Here is a 16,211-nt window from a genome sequence, read left to right on the forward strand (position 1 = left end):
ACCGAGGGGACTCCGGGAGACCTACAGGGCTCCCTGAGGCAAGGTCAGAACAGACCGTCCTGCACTCCAGCCGCCCGTTTCAGCTCCCGCAGGGGCACCGCGCACGGCTGCTCGCCCCCGGCGGCCAGCAGCTCCCACCCCGTCATCAGCCGGGTGTCGAGCACGACGACCCCGCGCTCCGTCGCCAGATGCAGATCCGGCCCGGCGGCGGCCACCAGCTCACCCCCGATCGCCCCGCCCGCCACCAGCTCGGCCACCTCCGCCACCGCGGCCGGCCCGCGCTCCGGCCCCGTGATCCCGAAGACGCCCGCGTGGTCGACGCCCCGGAACGGCTCCGGCGTCAGCGCCTCCGGCCAGCCGCCGAGCGCCGCCGCCCGCGCGTGCAGCCCGGCGATCTCGGCCGTCCGCTCCGCCTCCGACTCGGGCAGGGCGGCCCGCACCGCGCGCTTGTGGGCGTACGGGATGCGGTCGGGCACGCCCAGCGCGGCCCGTAGCAGCTCCTCGGTCCGGCGCGCGGCCATCAGCGGCCCGTGACCCAGCCAGCTGAAGCACACGGCCCCCTGCTCGAGGAGCCGGGCGGACCCCCGTTCGTATGCGGTGATCCCCACCTTGACCAGGCCCGGACCGAACCACGCCAGATAGACGCGGTACGGCCGCGGGTCGTCCGCCATGGTGTCGGCGGCCACGGAGTGGGCCCGGTCCAGCCGGGCGCACTCCTCGCACCGCGCCCCCGTACTCCGCCCCGGCACGCCGGCCCGCACCGGACACGCGTTCCCCCGTGCTCCCACGCACGTCCGCACACCCCCCTCGGCGACCGCGAAGGCCACCCGCTTCCCCCGGGCCAGCACACTGCGCCGGCCCCCGACCCACGTCAGCACGGGACCGTCCGCCGCCCAGCGCAGCCCCGCGCACTTCCATGCCTGTGCCATCCCCACCGACAGTAGAGGGCACCACTGACAACGGCCGGTGACGGGAGCCCGCGACGACGTCCGGGCGGGCACTCACTCATGGTGAGCGCCCGCCCGGACGTACCGTATGACCATGGCAGAAAGTGAACCGATGTGCCCCGAGCGCCTGCTCATGGAGCACGTCACCAGCCGCTGGGGCACCCTGGCCCTGATCGCTCTGCTCGACCGCCCCTACCGCTTCAGCGAACTGCGCCGGGAGATCGGCTCGGTCAGCGAGAAAATGCTGGCCCAGACCCTGCGGACCCTGGAGCGCGACGGTCTGGTCGACCGCGACGCCAAGCCCGTGATCCCGCCCCGCGTGGACTACTCCCTCACCGACCTCGGCCGCGAGGCCGCCGAACAGGTCCGGGACCTCGCGCGCTGGACGGAACGCCGGACGGCGGCGGTGGAGCGGGCCCGGGGGGCGTACGACGCGTCCCAGGCGTGACGTCCCGCCGCCCCCGCCGGCATCACGACTTCAGAAGCGCCTTCACGACTTCAGGACCGCCTTCATGACGCTCTTGGCGATGGGCGCGCCGAGCCCGCCACCGGAGATGTCCGCACGGGAGATGTCCATGTCGGTCGGGTCGATGAACACGGCCACCGCGACGGAGGACCCGTCGTCCTTCTTGCCGTAGGACACGAACCAGCCGTACGGCACCTCGTCGTTCACGTCCACACCGCGCTGCGCGGTACCGGTCTTGCCGCCGACCGTGATGCCGTCGATCTGGGCGCGGCGGGCGCTGCCCTCCTTGGCGGTGAACTCCATCATCTCCTGGACCTTCTGCGCGGTCTCGGCGGAGACCGCCTCGCTCATCACCGCGGGCTCGGTCTTCTCCAGGGTGTCCAGGTCCGGGCCCTTGACCTCGTCGACGACGTAGGGCTGCATCACCTTTCCGTCGTTGGCGATCCCGGCGGTGACCAGGGCCATCTGCATCGGCGTACTGGTGAGACTGCCCTGGCCCATGCCGGTGAGCGCGGTGCCGGGCTTGTCGAGGTCCTCGGGGTAGAGGCTCTTGGCGGCGAGCAGGTCGCCGAAGTCGTCGGAGTAGACGTCCTCGTTGAAGCCGAACTTCTCGGCCGTCTCGCGCATCTTCTCCTGCCCCACCTTGGAGGCGGCGTCGAGGAAGACGTTGTTGCAGGAGTGCTGCATGGCGGTCTTCATCGAGGCCTTGTTGCAGACCGCGTCACCGGCCTCACTGCCGATCTTGTTGGTGGACTGCGGCAGCGGGTACGGGGAGACGGCGTCCGTGCGGGCGTCGACGTCGGTGACGATCCCGTGCTCCAGCGCGGCGGCCGCGGTGAGGATCTTGAAGGTGGAGCCCGGCGGGTAGGTCTCCCGCAGCGCGCGGTTGGCCAGCGGCTTGTTCTTCTTCTTGTCCAGCGCCACGAAGCGGTCGGACTCCTTGAAGGTGCTGCCCGCGAACGCGGACGGGTCGTAGGAGGGCGCCGAGACCAGCGCCAGCACCTTCCCGGTCTGCGGGTCGAGCGCGACCACGGCCCCCCGGGCGCCCTTCAGGTCGGTCAGCCCGTCCCAGGCGGCCTTCTGCGCCTTCGGGTCGATGGTGGTGACCACCGAGCCGGGCCGCCGCCCCTCACCGCTGACCACGTCGGCGAACCGCTGGAAGGCCAGCCGGTCGTCCTTGCCGGTGAGGATGCCGTCGTAGGTCTTCTCCAGCAGCGTCATGCCCTGGGCCTGCGAGGCGTATCCGGTCACCGGCGCGTACATCGGCCCGTCGACGTAGGTGCGCTTGTACTTGAGGTCGGTGGTCTCGGTCTCCTTGGAGCCGGTGACGGCCCGGCCGCCGACGACGATGTCGCCCCGCGGGGTGGCGAACTGCTCGATCTGCACCCGCCGGTTCTTGGTGTCGGAGGCCAGCTCGGGGGCCCGGACGTACTGCAGCCAGTTCGCGCGGATCAGCAGGCCGAGCACCAGCAGCCCGCAGAAGATCGCCACGGCCCTCAGCGGCTTGTTCACCGTCGGCCTCCGTCGAGGCTCGTCCGGTCGGATATGAAGACTGGTCCTCTCAACATGCGTTCACCCTAGACAAAGTCGCGGACGTCATCACGTCCGGTCGCCCGTAACCGCCGTGTCGTCCAACTCCCGTTGCCTTTGGCCGTCGAGTCCCGGCGGCGACAATCCGTCGATACCTGTCACTAGTGCCACTGGGACCCGCCCCGTCCCCTGCATAGCGTGCCCGCATGAACCTTGCCGACCTCCTTCCCTACGTCATGCCGGTCGCCATCGGCCTCGTCGTCGTCCTGCTGCTGTCCCTCGTCCCGGACCGGCACCGCCGGCCCCTGAACGCCCTCGGGATCGCCGGGGCCGGGGGCGTCTACTTCTCGGGCGGCGGCCTGGACGCCTGGGAGCTCCCCTTCGGCGCGCTCATGCTGTACGTCGCCTACCGGGGCCTCACGTCCTGGACGTTCATCGGCATCGGCTGGCTGCTGCACACCGCGTGGGACGTCGTCCACCACCTGAAGGGCAACCCGATCCTCCCCTTCGCCCACGGCTCGTCCCTGGGCTGCGCGATCTGCGACCCGGTCATCGCCCTGTGGTGCCTGCGCGGCGGCCCGCCCCTGCGCGAACTCCTCCCGGGCCGTCGGGCTCCCCAGGAGCGAATGTTCACCTGACGGCCTACGTCTACTGATTCCGACCACTCCCCGTGCAGCCCGCCGCTGACGGCACGTCACGGCACCGCTGGTCCTGGTGCGACTGAAGCGCGACGCCACCGAAGACGACGCCGCAGACCAGGCCGACCACGACGGCCTGGCCGACCACGGTCACCACGGCCCTGACCCGCGCGGCCACCGCGGCCGCCGCCCCGGCGAGAACCCCGACTCCACCGACGGCGGCCAGGTAATCCCACAGAGGGTCGGGCGAAACGCTCTCCGCCGGGTCGAGCTGGAACCCGGACAGGAACCAGAGCCCGAAGATCACCGCCAAGGCGATCAACTCCAGGAACACGAGCCCGCACCCGGCCCCGATGTCGGCCCCGAGATCCGCACGGCGCCGACGCCGGGCGCCGTCAGTGGCGTCGAACGCCGGCGGGGCGACAGGCAGCTCCATACCCCCCACCCTCACCCGCCCGCGAGCCGGGCACATGAGTACGTCTACTCAGCTCCCGAGCCTCGCGCCCCCTTCGAATGGGAGTCAGCCGAGGTACGGCCGATTTCGGTTCTCGAGAAAGTGCCGAATCCGCAGCCGCTGGGTGTGATGCATGGGCAGTTCGGCCACATCTCCCGCCGGAACAAATCGCAGCTCAGTGGATTCGTCGGAGATCGCGAGCCGACCACCGACCACACGGGCGGTGAAGCAGACGTTGAACGGACATGGCGGCGCCGACCGGGCTGAGAGCTGCCGCGGAGCTGCGCACCGACCGGTGACCGGTCGGTGTCGGTGCGGACCCGGTCTACCGGTTCGCGGCTTCGCGAGAGGCGATCGGGTTCGTGCGACCGACCGCGCGGCCCACCGCGTTGCGCATCGCGAGGCCCGGCCGGGTGCGGGGCACCATGAGCCTGGAGAGCAGACCGACGCGTCGCTGCCGCGGGCCCACCTCACGGCGGAGCCGCGACTCGTAGGCGGCGAAGGCGCGGTCGTGATCACCGGGGTGGGCGGCGAGCTCTTCTGCGAGGGCGTACGCGCCCGCCATCGCCATGCTGGACCCGTCACCCAGCAGGGCCGTCGCCGCCGCCGCGTCCCCGAGCAGTACGACCCGTCCGCGGGACCACGAGGGCACTCTGACGGTGGTCAAGGGGTCGAAGAACGGAGCCGGGTGGTCGAGGAAGGCTGCCACGAGTTCCGGTGCCCGCCACCGCACGTCGGCGTAGGCGTCGGCCACGGTCTGCTTGTGAAGGGCGATGTTCTTGCGGTCGTGGGGCGTCGGCCGTGCGGCCCGGAAGGTGAAGATCGCGAGCGGGGTGGTCCGCGAGGGATGGACAACCAGCATCCGGTTCGGCACGGTCAGCATCGTCATCTCGGTCGGGTCCTCGACGGCGTCGGGTTCCAGCGGGACGGTCGCGCCGTACAGGCCCAGGTCGCCGGCGAACTGCCGCTCGGGCCCGAATACCAGGCGCCGTACGGTGGAGTGCATCCCGTCGGCACCGACGACCAAGTCGAAGCGCCGTGGCGCGGACCGCCGGAAGGTGACGTCGACCCCGCCTTCATCCTGGTCGAGAGCGGTGACCGTGTCGTCGAACAAGAACTCGGCATCGGTCTGCGCCGACCGGTGGAGCACCTCGGACAGGTCGGCTCGGGTCACCTCGACCGTCGGCGCCTTGTCCGAGGTGAGCGGGAGTTGCAGGATTCGCCTGCCGTCGGGGTCGAGCAGGGTCAGCGACCGATTGCGGGTGGCGAGTTCGCGGAGCTGCGGCAGGATGCCCATGCGCTCGGCGACCGGGATCGCGGGCCCCTTCACGACGATCGCGCTGCCACCGGAGCGCAGCTGCCGGGCGTGTTCGACGACCGTTGGCCGGTATCCATTCCGGGAGAGCCAGTACGCGAGTGCGGGCCCTGCGATTCCGGCACCGACTATCAGCACCTCGGGCTTCTTCATGACGATGACCTCTCGGAGTGTCGATGACCAGGTCTCCGGCGAGTGCCGGGCCGGGTCTGGGGGGCGCGGCCGCACGGGGCGGTGCAACCGGACCGAGGTACGAAGAATTTCGTACCTCAGGGAAGCACGCCCTTCAGGTACGATGCAAGTCGTACCTGAAGGAGGTGCCGCATGGCCGGGAGGAACCTGGACGGCCCGGAGGCCGATGCGCTCGATCTGGGTGCGGTGTTCCGTGCCCTCGCCGACGAGCACCGTCGTTCGGTGATGACGGAGTTGGCCACCGACCGCAGCGACAGCGAGCGGGGCTGCAACTCGTTCGATCTCCCGATCTCGAAGCAGACCCAGACCCACCACTTCCGGGTCCTGCGTGAGGCAGGTCTCATTGACGAGATCGACTACGGCAACCGCAAGGGCGTCCGACTACGGCGCGCGGACATCGAGAAGAGATTCCCCGGGCTCCTCGCGCTCCTGGAAGCAGGGCCCCCGGCCGATACCGCTCCTCGCTGAGCACAACTGAGGGGCGTCCGATTCGGCCCTGAGCCGCAAGTTCGACCGAGTCCAGCTCATGCCCGGCTCGCAGGCAGCCGGGCACGAAGGGGATCGGTGTCGCTTCGATCACCGTCCCGCGCTCGTGATCGGCGCCGAACGCTTCCGCGCGCGCTCCCTCACGCCACCACTCACTGAGGTTTCCTCAACCTGCGTGCGGATCGGGGCCACTGGGGGTGAGGGCGGGGTTGGGACGCAGAGAGGCTCCTGGTAGACGGGTGCGTGTCGAGTCCAAGCCATCCGGCCAGGAGCTTCCGCATGCTCGTCTACCCAGCCGGGGTCGATCTGTCCACCTCCGCTCTGCGCTTCCTCGCCCGCGAGCTGACCGTACGTCGTCTTGCGCAAGGGACACGATGGCGCCGGCCAGCCACCGGACGGCAGGCGCTGCTCGTGCCGGCTCATCTACGATGCGGCCCTACCTACGCCCAGCTCGCAGCCGGAATCGGCGTGGGCAGCCTCCGGTAAGGGGTTCGTGATCCTGGACGGTACGTTGCCGCCGATCGACCGGATCGCCGCCGACCGACCCTTCTACTCCGGGAAACACAAGAAGCACGGCACTGAGCTGACTCCCGAAGCCAAGGACCGGACCACCCGTCAGCCTGGACGGCCTCGGTGATCCCGACGCACGGGCGAGGAGGAGCATCGGAAGGCTGAGAGCGTCTCTCCGGACACACTGATGTCAGCCGTTGATGTCAAAGGCCCCGCCGGATTTCCCGGCGGGGCCTTTGACCTGTGTGCACTCGGCAGGATTCGAACCTGCAACCTTCTGATCCGTAGTCAGATGCTCTATCCGTTAAGCTACGAGTGCTTGTGTTGTTCAGTTTTACTGCCGCTCCCGTTCCTTCCGGCCCGCTCGCGGCGACAGGAAGAACATTACATGACTGCCGCCGTCATGTGAAATCCATTGGCCGCACCCCTTGTGACCTGCGCAAACGCCGCCTGGGGCCCGCCTGCAACACGGAAGCCCCGGCCGTGTGGGCCGGGGCTTCCGTGATCGGTGCGGAGGCGGAGGGATTTGAACCCTCGATGGGCTTTAAGACCCAAACCGCATTAGCAGTGCGGCGCCATAGACCGGACTAGGCGACGCCTCCAGACAACATCACCACCTCGCGTGCGAGCGCGAGTGGCGCGTGCCGATGATGACACAGTTGAGCGCGCTGTCACCAATCGACCCCTACGGTACTAGGCGGGCGGGCCGCAGAGCAAAGCCCTTACGGCGTAGTCCACGGCCGGTCGCGCAACGTCCGGGCGGCCCGCGCGTTGGTCAGGTCATGTTCCAGGTCACCCGCACCCCCGCCGCCCGCCTCCTCGGCGCCGCCGCCCTGTCCGCCGCCGCCCTCGCCTCCGTCTGCGCCGCGCACCCGGCCGCGGCCGCCGCTCCCGGTGCTCCGGACGGTGACCACCTCACGGTCACCGTCCGCGACGCCGGCGCGGGCGTCGACGGCACGTACGAGCTGTACTGCCACCCCGCCGGCGGCGACCACCCGCACGCCGAGGACGCCTGTTCCGTCGTCGACGGCGACACCCGCTGGGGCCGGGAGGTCTTCGCGCCGGTGCCCGAGGGCAGCGTCTGCACCATGCAGTACGGCGGCCCCGCCACCGCGCACGTCACCGGCACCTGGGCCGGGCGCCCCGTCGACGCGACGTACGACCGCCGGGACGGCTGCGAGATCTCCCGCTGGGACCGCATGGTGCCTCTGCTGCCCGAGATCGGGGACCCGGCCCGGTCCTAGAGACGGAGGGCGGCCGACGGACATCGGTCACAGGTTCTACATCACCTGATTCTTGCGAAGCGCCCGTATCCGCTGTCGGCATGCCCAAGGTGAAGCGAACGCGTGTGCCTGTGATCGCTGGTCGGGGTGGCGGTTGTGGGACCTGCGGGTGTGTGCGGCTGTCGTACGTATGGTCCTTCGCGGGGTTCGGGACGGCACGGTGTCCTGGACACAGGCCGTGAGGGGGTGCGAGATGACGCAGTCGGGGACGGATGGTCATGCCCGGTACACGTACCGGTTGCGGGTGTCGTCCGCGGCTCGCGCATCTCTGGCGGCGGAGTGGGGCCGGTGTCGCTGGGTGTGGAACGAGTGCGTCGCCAAGTCCAGGGCGGTGCACCTGCACCACAGGGCGACCGGTGAGAAGGCCACGTGCGGACCGGCGCAGCTGGACAGGATGCTGACCGAGGCCCGCGCCCGTACGCCGTGGCTGCGGGAGGGCTCCTGCGTTTCCCAGCAGCAGGTCATCCGCGACTTCGGGCGATCCCGCGCCAAGGCCCAGCAGGACATGACAGCCGGCCTGCCCCTGGCGCGCCGGGCCGGGATGCCGACGTGGAAGACCCGGCGCGAGGCGCCGGCGACCCTGAACTACACCCGGCGCGGGTTCCGGATGAAGGACGGCCGACTACACCTGGCGGGCGGCATCGTCCTGAACGTGGTGTGGTCGAGGGAGCTGCCCGACGAGCCGTCCTCGGTACGCGTGTACCAGGACAGCCTCGGGAACTGGTACTGCTCCTTCGTCGTCCCCGCCGAGGTCCAGCCCCTGCCCCCTACGGGCCGCGTCCTCGGTGTCGACTGAGGCGTGCGGGAGACGGCGACGACCACATCCGGCGCGCACGACCTGCCGCACCCCTCGCACGGTGGGAAGGCGAAGGAGAAGCTCACCCGCTACGACCGGATGATGGCCCGCCGCAGGCCGAGGGAGGGGACGGCCGGATCGAGGGGCTACCGTGAGGCGAAGAGGCTGCGGGCGAAGGCGTACAAGAAGGTCGCCAGGCAGCGTGCCGACACCGGCCGCAAGTGGGCCAAGAAAGTCGTCCGCGACCACGATGCCGTCGCAATCGAGGACTTCCGGCCGAAGTTCCTGGCCCGGTCGACGATGGCCCGCAAGGCCGCGGACGCCGCCATCGGCGCCACCAAGGCCGCTCTGATCGAGATGGCCCGTAAACACGGGCGGGACATCCGCCTGGTCCACCCCGCGTACACCACGATGGACTGCGCGCAGTGCGGAGCGAGAGCCAAGCACGCCCTGCCGCTGGGTGAACGCACCCACACCTGCACCGCCTGCGGAACCACGTCCCCCAGGGACAAGAACTCCGCACACGTCATGCTCGTCCGGGCTGGTCTCAACCCGGCTGGTGCCGACGGCGGAAGACCTCCTGGAGCGCCGCTCCAGAAGGCGGCCTGAGCCAGGAATTCCCTCCCTTCAGGGAGGGGAGGACTCAATTCCTCGTGCGACCTCCGTCCCATCCGACCCCGCCCGGCGGGCCCCAACCCTTAGACTCCCTCGCGTGACATGCTGCGGGCACGGTTGGCAAGATGGCCCAGGCGGTCGGCAAGTGCGGTAACAGGAGGGAAGCGTCTCGTGAGCAGCAGGCCATCCCGAGGCACTGCTCGCCTCGCAGCCATACTGGACGCGCTGCCGGACGCGTTGGTCCTGGTCAACGCCAACGGCACCGTGGTCAACGCGAACACCATCGCGCTGGAGGCGTTCGAGACGCCGGGCACGGCGCTGGTCGGGCGGGGACTCCTCGATCTGCTGCCGCAGTTCGACTCGCGGCTCATCCCCGGCTCCATGCGGCGCCCCGACCACGTCGACCCGCGGGCGCGCACCAAGCCGACGCGGATGGTCGCGCGGCGCACCGACGGCTCCGAGTTCCCCGTCGAGGTCACCAGCGCCAACCTGGAGACCGGTCAGCAGGCCTACGACACCTACGGCTACACCGGCGACGAGCTGCTGATGCTGGTCGTCCGCGACCTCTCCGGCACCGTCGACACCGAGGCCGAGCTGGCCCGTTCGCAGCGGCAGACCGAGATGATCCTGCGGGCCGCCTCCGAGGGCGTCGTGGGCACCGACACCGACGGGCGGATCGTCCTCGTCAACCCGGCCGCCGCCCAGATCCTGGGCTACCGCGCCGGTGAACTGGGCGGCCGGGAGCTGCATACCCTCGTCCTGCACTCGCGCGCCGACGGCTCGCCCTTCCCGTACGACGAGTCCCCGCTCGCCGACACCCTGCGTTCCGGGCGCAAGCACCGGGTGCGCGGGCAGGTGGTGTTCGCCAAGAGCGGGGACCCGCTGCCGGTCGACCTGACGACCGCACCCGTGCGTGACGGCGACCAGCTCGTCGGCGCCGTGATGACCTTCACCGACCGGCGCCCCTACGACGCGCTGGTCAAGGAGCACGAGGAGGCGGAGCGGCGGCACGCCGAGGAACTGGAGCGGCTCGCCGAGGAGCACGCCTCCGAGCTGACCGCGCTGCGTCAGCAGCACGTCGCCGAGCTGGAGGAGCTGCGGGAGCAGCACGCGGAGAAGATCGCCGCGGACGCCGACCGCTACGCCGCCCTCGGCGAGCGGGAGAAGGACCGGTACGAGGCGATCGCCGGACGGCACGAGCAGTTGCTCACCCTCCTCGGCGACTCCCTGCGCGGCCCCCTCGACGAGCTGCGCCGGGAGCTGGCCGCGCTGGCGTCGGACGACGCCGGTCAGTTGTGGCCCGAGGCCAACCAGGTGCTGCACCACCTGTCGGCCGGCTACTCCCGCATCACCACCCTCATCGACAACGTCCTCGGCTACCAGCGCCTCGACATCGGCACCGAACAGGTCGCCCGTACGAAGGTGATGCTCGACGCCGTCGTCGCCGGGGGTATCGACGGGGCCGTGGAGCTGATCGGGCCGGGGCGGGTCCAGTTCGCCGTGCACGCGCCGCCGATCGAGGCCGAGGTCGACCCGCGGCTGCTGGCCACCGCACTCGCGCACCTCGTCGCGGATGTCGCGGGCGTCGACGCCACCGGCAACTCGCCCGTCTCGGCGACGGGCGGCTACCTGGACAACACCGTCGTGGTGGCCGCGGCGCAGCGCGGCGAGGTCGTACGCATCGAGGTGCGCGGGCCGTACGCCGGGGGAGACCCGGTGCACGAGCCGATCGTGCGCGGGATCGTGCGGGCGCACGGCGGCGTGTTGCAGACGCACGAGGTGCCGGGCATGAGCGGCAGCGCGTACGTGCTCGAGGTGCCGATCGGGGGCGGCGCGGGTGCCGTCGCGGTCCAGGGCGCCGAGTCGGCCCAGGTCGCCCCCGCCGCACCGGGCGCCGGGGCCGACGCGGCCGGTGTCGCGGGCGGCGCGGGGAACGCCGTGGCCCTTCGGGAGCCGGCTTCCGGGGGCGGACGGCGGCGTGCGCGCCGGGCGTCCGTCGACGCGTTCCTGGAGAGCGGGGTCGCGGGGACGCCGGACGAGGGCGATGCCGGGCCCGAGGCGGAGAGCGCCGCACCGACCGGACGGCGCAGGCGGCGTGCGACCCAGGGCCAGGCCCAGGCCCAGGATTTGGTGCAGGCCGAGGCCGAGGGCAAGACGGAGGCCCGGGCTCCGCTTCCCCTGCCCGCGCAGGCGGGGCCCGGCGAGGGTGCCGGGGCCGGTGGTACCGGGCGTCGGCGCGGACGGCCCGCGGAGGGTTCGGGCGCCGAGGTCGCCGGGGTGCCCCAGGGATTGCCCGCCGGGGTCTCCGAGGGTGCCGTCGTCATGGCCGGCGAGCATCGCGGAGGGGCCGCGGCGTCCAACACCGGGCTGGGCGGGACCGTACCGCCGCAGGGCGTGCCCGCGCCCACCGGACGCCGGGGCGGGCAGGACGGCGGCGAGCAGCACGCGCTGCCCCCGGCGCTGCCCGCGCAGGCCGGCGAGTCGGACCCGGCGGACGCGGACCACGACCGGCCGACGGGGCGCCGACGCCGTGCCCTGGCCTCGGCCAACGAGCGCGCCGCGGCGCAGGAGGCGGCCCCGCGCCAAGTGTTCGCCCTGCCGCCCGTCGACGCCGACCGTCCGTCCGAGGGGACGGCGGAGATGACCGGCCAGGGGCAGGTTCAGGGACCGGCGCAGGGATCGGTGCCGGGACAAGGAGCGGTACCGGGACAGGGACCAGTGCCGGGACAGGGACCGGTACCAGGACAGGGGCCGGTGCCGGGACAGGCACGGCCCGGTCGGGTTCAGGTGCCCGGGCCCGCCGCTCCCGGTGACGTCCGGCCCGACGACGGCCGCCACGACGCCGTACCGCACGACCAGTCCGAGGACCACACGCCGCCGCAGGCTCACCCGGCCGAGGCCCCCACGGGACGCCGTCGCCGGGCCGGGGCCGCCCGCCCGGCCGACGAACCGGCGCCGGTCCAGACGGGGAACGCGCCCGCGCAGAGCGTCCCGGTGCAAGGGGCGCCGCCGGCGCACGGGGCCCCCGTGCCCGCCCCGGCCGCCGCCCGCGCCGACGGGCAGGCACCCCGGCCCACGGCGCCCGGTGCCGACACCGCCCGTCCCGACACCGCGACGCCCGCCACCCCCGGCCGGCCCGCCCCCGCGCCGCAGCCGTGGCCCGCCGCCGCGGACACCCCGGGCGCGGGCGCCTCCGTATCGCCGGGCACCCCCGTATCGCCAGGCGCTCCCGTATCGACGGGCGCCTCAGTACCGTCTGGCACCCCGGTACCACCCGGCACCCCCGTACCGCCTGGCACTCCCCCCGTACCGCCCGGCACGGGCACCGCGCAGGCGCCCGCGACGCCCGCGGCTCCGGCAAGTCCCGCGGCACCCCCTGCCGCCCCCGCCGCCCCCGGCGCTGCGCCGCAGGGGGTCCCCGCCGCCACGCCGAGCCGTGGCACCCCGCTGCCGCCCGAGAACGCGCCCGCCCCGCGTGCGGCCCAGCCGCTGCCCGCCGAGGCGTCCGCGCCGGTCGACCCGAACTCGACGCAGGGACGGGCGATCAGCGTGCGGACCCTGGGCCAGGGGTTGCCGTTCAACCGGCAGGCGGTCCAGGTGCAGCAGCCGTCGGCCACACCCGCCCCGCACCACCCGGCCGGCGGCGGGCGGCGCCGCAAGCTGGGCACGCCGCCCGACCCGGCCACCCTCCGCGCGGAACAGCCGGCCCGCCCGCACCCGGCCGCCGAACAGCCGCCGGGCACCCAGCCCGGCACCGCGCAGCCGCCCACCGGCCGGCCGAGGCAGCAGTCCCAGCCGCAGACCCCGCCGCAGCAGGAGCAGGCGTCCCTGGCCGGCGGTCAGGGACGGCTCGCGCCGGTCACCGAGGGCGCCGGACGGTCGTACGCCATAGGGGCACCGGACCGGAACGCCGCCGAGGGGCCCGAGCCGCTGGACGGGCCCGGCGGAGCGGTCGAGGTGGCCGATCCGCCGCGTCCGCAGCCGATGGACGACGAGTTGCCGCCGGAGCCGCTGGACAACCCGCGCCGGCTGCTGGTGTGGCCCGCGCCGGACGTCTCCACGCAGCAGGCGCTCAGCGACCGCGGCTACCGGCCGGTGATCGTGCACTCGCGCGAGGAGGTCGACGCGCAGATCGCGGCGTTCCCGGCCGCGCTGTTCGTGGACCCGCTGACCGGGCCGATCACGCGTACGGCGCTCCAGTCGCTGCGGCAGGCGGCGGTGGCCGCCGAGGTCCCGGTGCTGGTCACGGCCGGACTCGGACAGGCCTCGCGGGACGCCGCGTACGGCGCCGATCCCGCCGTCCTGCTGAAGGCGCTCGCGCCCCGGGACAGCGAGCAGCACCCGCCGCGCGTGCTGCTGATCGAGGAGCACGCGGAGATCGCGCTGGCGCTGACCTCGACGCTGGAGCGGCGCGGGATGCAGGTGGCGCGGGCGGCGAGCGACGCCGACGCGGTGACGCTGGCCGGGCAGTTCCGGCCGAACCTGGTCGTGATGGACCTGATGCGGGTGCAGCGGCGCCAGGGTGGGCCCGCCGGGATCGTCGACTGGCTGCGCGCCAACGGGCAGCTCAACCGCACCCCGCTGGTCGTCTACACCGCCGCCGTGGACCAGGACGACCTGCCGCGGCTGGCCTCGGGCGAGACGGTGCTGTTCCTGGCGGAGCGTTCCACCAGCGGTGAGGTGCAGTCCCGGATCGTCGAGCTGCTCGCGCGGATCGGGACCAACTGATCGGGATCGGCTGAGGGCACCCGCACCCCCCTGAGGGCGCCCCGCCGCGTGACGGACCGGCTCTACATGGCGGGCCGCCTCCGCGTGACGGGCCGGCCCCGCGTGACGGACCGGCTCCGCGTCAGCGGGCGACGATCCGCCGGGCCGCCTGCTTGATCGAGTCGCGCAGGCGGTCGGCGTCGCCGTCCTCGCCGCCGACCAGGATGCGTTTCATCTGCGGCACGACGACCGCCCAGTTCGCCATCGCGACCAGCAGGAACAGGAGGTCGGGCGCGGGGATGGCGTCGGTGATCACGCCGCGCTCCTGGCCGTCCCGCACGGCGGCGACCTTGCGGGCGTAGTGCGCCTGGCGTTCCGCCTCGTGGGGCAGCTCGGCGGTGCCGTACTCCATGCCCTCCCAGAAGAGCAGGTGCAGCAGCTCGGGATGGGCGGCGTGGTAGTCGAGCAGGCGGTCGATCCAGCCCTCGATGTCGTCGGGGTCGACGGGGACGGAGATCGCGAGGTCGAGCATCTTCTTCTCGAGGACGGACGCGAACAGCTCGCCCTTGTTGCCGTAGTAGGCGTAGATCAGCTGTTTGTTGGCCTTGGCGTCGGCCGCGATGCGGTCGATGCGGGCGCCGGCGATGCCGTGGCGGGCGAACTCCGCCACCGCCGCCTCGAAGATCCGGGCCTTGGTGGCCTCGGGGTCCCTTGCTGCCATGGGGCCAGGGTAGCGGGATGGCGGCGGTAACCAACTATTTGGTTGACACCGATCGGGAATGCGAGCCAGACTCCCGGGGTTGGTTCCAACCAACCAGTTAGTTGCTAGTTAGCGCGCACTCGAAGGAGTCGCTCCCCCTCATGTCGTCATCGCCCTCATCACCGCCCTCGCCGTCATCGCCGCCCGCCCCCGCGATCCCGCAGGCCGGGCTCGGACCCCGTCCCATGCGTCCGCCCAGGGGAACGTCGTCCGGGGCCGGTCCGTCCGGCGCCGCCGGCCGCCTCTTCCTCCCCCTGATCGCCCTGTGCACCGCCGTGACAGCCGCCAACATCTACCTCGCGGCGCCGCTGCTCCCCCTCATCGCCCACGACATGGGCTCCACCGCGTCGGGGGTCGCCTGGCTCGCCTCGGTCGCGCAGCTGGGGTACGCGGCCGGCCTGCTCTTCTTCGCCCCGCTCGGGGACAGCGTGAACCGGCGCCGGCTGGTCGCCGTCCTCTCGCTGGTCGCCACGGCGGCCCTGCTCGCCGCCGCCGCGTCGGCCGGGACCGGCGCGCTCGCGGGTGCCGTCCTGGTCGCCTCGGCCGCGACCGTCGTGCCGCAGCTGCTGGTCCCGCTGGTCGCCGAGCGCGCCCCCGCCGACCGCCGGGCCCGGCACGTCGCCGCCGTCATCGCGGGCCTGTTCACCGGCGTGGTCGCGGCCCGGGTGCTCGGCGGTCTCGCCGGGCAGGCGTTCGGCTGGCGCTCGGTGTTCGTGGGCGCCGCCGTCCTGACCGCCGTACTGGGACTGGCGACCGCGTACATCCTGCCCGCGGAGCGGCGGCAGCGGCAGGGCCCGCTGTTCGCGGGGCTCGTCGCGATACCGGGCGTGGTGCGCCGCTCGCCCGACCTGTGGCGGGCGTGCGTGCGCCAGGCGGGTATGTACGGCGCCTGGAGCGCCCTGTGGACCTCGCTCGCGCTGCTGCTCGCGGGGGACGAGGGGTACGGCATGACCACCGCCGCGGCCGGGCTGTTCGGCCTGTTCGGGCTGGTGGCGAGCGTGGTCGCGCCGCTCGCCGGGGGTCTGGTCGACCGGTTCGGCGCCGCCAAGGTCGTACGGTCCGCGTACGCGCTGGCCGCCCTGTCGGTGCCGCTGTTCTGGCTGGGCGGCCGGGCGATGGCGGCCCTGTGCGCGGCGGCCGTCCTGGTGCACGCCGCCCTGGTCGCCTCGCACGTCGCCAACCAGACCCTCGCCCTGACCACCACCCCGGCCCCGGCCACCGCCAACACGGCGTACGTCGTCGCCGGCTTCGCGGGCGGCGCGCTGGCCTCGGCCCTCGCGGGGCCCGCGTTCGCCCACTGGGGCTGGGGCGGCGTGTGCGCGGTGGCGGGGGCCTGGCTGGTGCTGGGGTGGGCGGCTACGGCCGTGCGCCCGGCGCGGTGAGGGCGGCCGGGGGCCGGGGGCCGGGTCAGCACGGCTCGCGCGGTGAGGACGACCGGGACCGCACGGCCCGCGCGGTAAGGACGGCCAGGGCCGCACACCCCACGCGATGAGGACGACCGGGACCGCACAC

At 72.9% G+C, this 16,211-nt stretch carries 11 protein-coding genes, 2 tRNA genes and 3 pseudogenes; 8 read left to right on the forward strand and 8 right to left on the reverse strand.

Going from position 1 to position 16,211, the window contains the following annotated elements; all coding sequences use genetic code 11:
- Positions 1-44 precede the first annotated feature (44 nt).
- The gene (locus tag ACIRGB_RS03970) at positions 45-929 is read right to left on the reverse strand and encodes a DUF2797 domain-containing protein (RefSeq protein WP_403858369.1); all 885 of its coding nucleotides are present in this window, start codon (positions 927-929) and stop codon (positions 45-47) included.
- Positions 930-1,035: 106 nt separating this feature from the next.
- Here ACIRGB_RS03970 and ACIRGB_RS03975 point away from each other — a divergent pair, with 106 nt between their 5' ends.
- Positions 1,036-1,395 carry a winged helix-turn-helix transcriptional regulator gene (locus tag ACIRGB_RS03975; protein ID WP_403858371.1) on the forward strand — a complete coding sequence of 120 codons (360 nt, stop codon included), beginning with the start codon at positions 1,036-1,038 and terminating at the stop codon, positions 1,393-1,395.
- Positions 1,396-1,437: 42 nt separating this feature from the next.
- Here ACIRGB_RS03975 and ACIRGB_RS03980 read toward each other — a convergent pair whose 3' ends face one another.
- The gene (locus tag ACIRGB_RS03980; RefSeq protein ID WP_403858373.1) at positions 1,438-2,925 is read right to left on the reverse strand and encodes a peptidoglycan D,D-transpeptidase FtsI family protein; all 1,488 of its coding nucleotides are present in this window, start codon (positions 2,923-2,925) and stop codon (positions 1,438-1,440) included.
- 224 nt (positions 2,926-3,149) lie between these two features.
- On the opposite strand from ACIRGB_RS03980, the gene ACIRGB_RS03985 reads away from it, so the two are divergent.
- Positions 3,150-3,581, forward strand: a complete 432-nt coding sequence (locus ACIRGB_RS03985) for a DUF6010 family protein (RefSeq protein WP_403858375.1) — start codon at positions 3,150-3,152, stop codon at positions 3,579-3,581.
- Positions 3,582-3,591: 10 nt separating this feature from the next.
- Here ACIRGB_RS03985 and ACIRGB_RS03990 read toward each other — a convergent pair whose 3' ends face one another.
- The 3 genes and pseudogenes from ACIRGB_RS03990 to ACIRGB_RS04000 form a co-directional block, all read right to left on the reverse strand.
- Entirely contained in the window at positions 3,592-4,017 is a 426-nt protein-coding gene (locus ACIRGB_RS03990) for a DUF6234 family protein (RefSeq protein ID WP_403858377.1), read from the reverse strand.
- An 84-nt stretch (positions 4,018-4,101) separates the two neighbouring features.
- A pseudogene (locus tag ACIRGB_RS03995) lies at positions 4,102-4,275 on the reverse strand (DNA mismatch repair protein MutT); the annotation flags it as partial.
- An 85-nt stretch (positions 4,276-4,360) separates the two neighbouring features.
- A complete protein-coding gene (locus tag ACIRGB_RS04000) occupies positions 4,361-5,503 on the reverse strand; it encodes an FAD-dependent monooxygenase (RefSeq protein ID WP_403858379.1) in 1,143 nt (380 codons plus the stop codon).
- Positions 5,504-5,674: 171 nt separating this feature from the next.
- On the opposite strand from ACIRGB_RS04000, the gene ACIRGB_RS04005 reads away from it, so the two are divergent.
- Complete coding sequence (locus ACIRGB_RS04005; RefSeq protein ID WP_403858381.1) at positions 5,675-6,010, forward strand: ArsR/SmtB family transcription factor; 336 nt, start codon at positions 5,675-5,677, stop codon at positions 6,008-6,010.
- Positions 6,011-6,307: 297 nt separating this feature from the next.
- Positions 6,308-6,605 (forward strand): annotated as a pseudogene (locus tag ACIRGB_RS04010) (IS5/IS1182 family transposase); the annotation flags it as partial.
- 179 nt (positions 6,606-6,784) lie between these two features.
- Here ACIRGB_RS04010 and ACIRGB_RS04015 read toward each other — a convergent pair.
- Positions 6,785-6,857 (reverse strand) — tRNA-Arg (locus ACIRGB_RS04015).
- 192 nt (positions 6,858-7,049) lie between these two features.
- Positions 7,050-7,140, reverse strand: a tRNA-Ser gene (locus tag ACIRGB_RS04020).
- A 180-nt stretch (positions 7,141-7,320) separates the two neighbouring features.
- Here ACIRGB_RS04020 and ACIRGB_RS04025 point away from each other — a divergent pair.
- The 3 genes and pseudogenes from ACIRGB_RS04025 to ACIRGB_RS04035 all read left to right on the forward strand — a co-directional run bounded on the left by ACIRGB_RS04025 (position 7,321) and on the right by ACIRGB_RS04035 (position 13,960).
- A complete protein-coding gene (locus ACIRGB_RS04025) occupies positions 7,321-7,782 on the forward strand; it encodes an SSI family serine proteinase inhibitor (protein WP_403858383.1) in 462 nt (153 codons plus the stop codon).
- A 232-nt stretch (positions 7,783-8,014) separates the two neighbouring features.
- Positions 8,015-9,226: pseudogene (locus tag ACIRGB_RS04030) on the forward strand (RNA-guided endonuclease InsQ/TnpB family protein).
- A gap of 177 nt (positions 9,227-9,403) precedes the next feature.
- A complete protein-coding gene (locus tag ACIRGB_RS04035) occupies positions 9,404-13,960 on the forward strand; it encodes a PAS domain-containing protein (RefSeq protein ID WP_403858385.1) in 4,557 nt (1,518 codons plus the stop codon).
- 121 nt (positions 13,961-14,081) lie between these two features.
- Here ACIRGB_RS04035 and ACIRGB_RS04040 read toward each other — a convergent pair whose 3' ends face one another.
- Positions 14,082-14,660, reverse strand: coding sequence for a TetR family transcriptional regulator (locus ACIRGB_RS04040; protein ID WP_403858387.1), 579 nt, complete (start codon positions 14,658-14,660; stop codon positions 14,082-14,084).
- 224 nt (positions 14,661-14,884) lie between these two features.
- Between ACIRGB_RS04040 and ACIRGB_RS04045 the strand changes: the two genes are divergently transcribed.
- Entirely contained in the window at positions 14,885-16,081 is a 1,197-nt protein-coding gene (locus ACIRGB_RS04045; protein WP_403858389.1) for an MFS transporter, read from the forward strand.
- Positions 16,082-16,211 lie beyond the last annotated feature (130 nt).

It is taken from the genome of Streptomyces sp. NPDC102490, from assembly GCF_044765285.1.
In the GTDB taxonomy this organism is placed as follows: Bacteria; Actinomycetota; Actinomycetes; order Streptomycetales; family Streptomycetaceae; genus Streptomyces.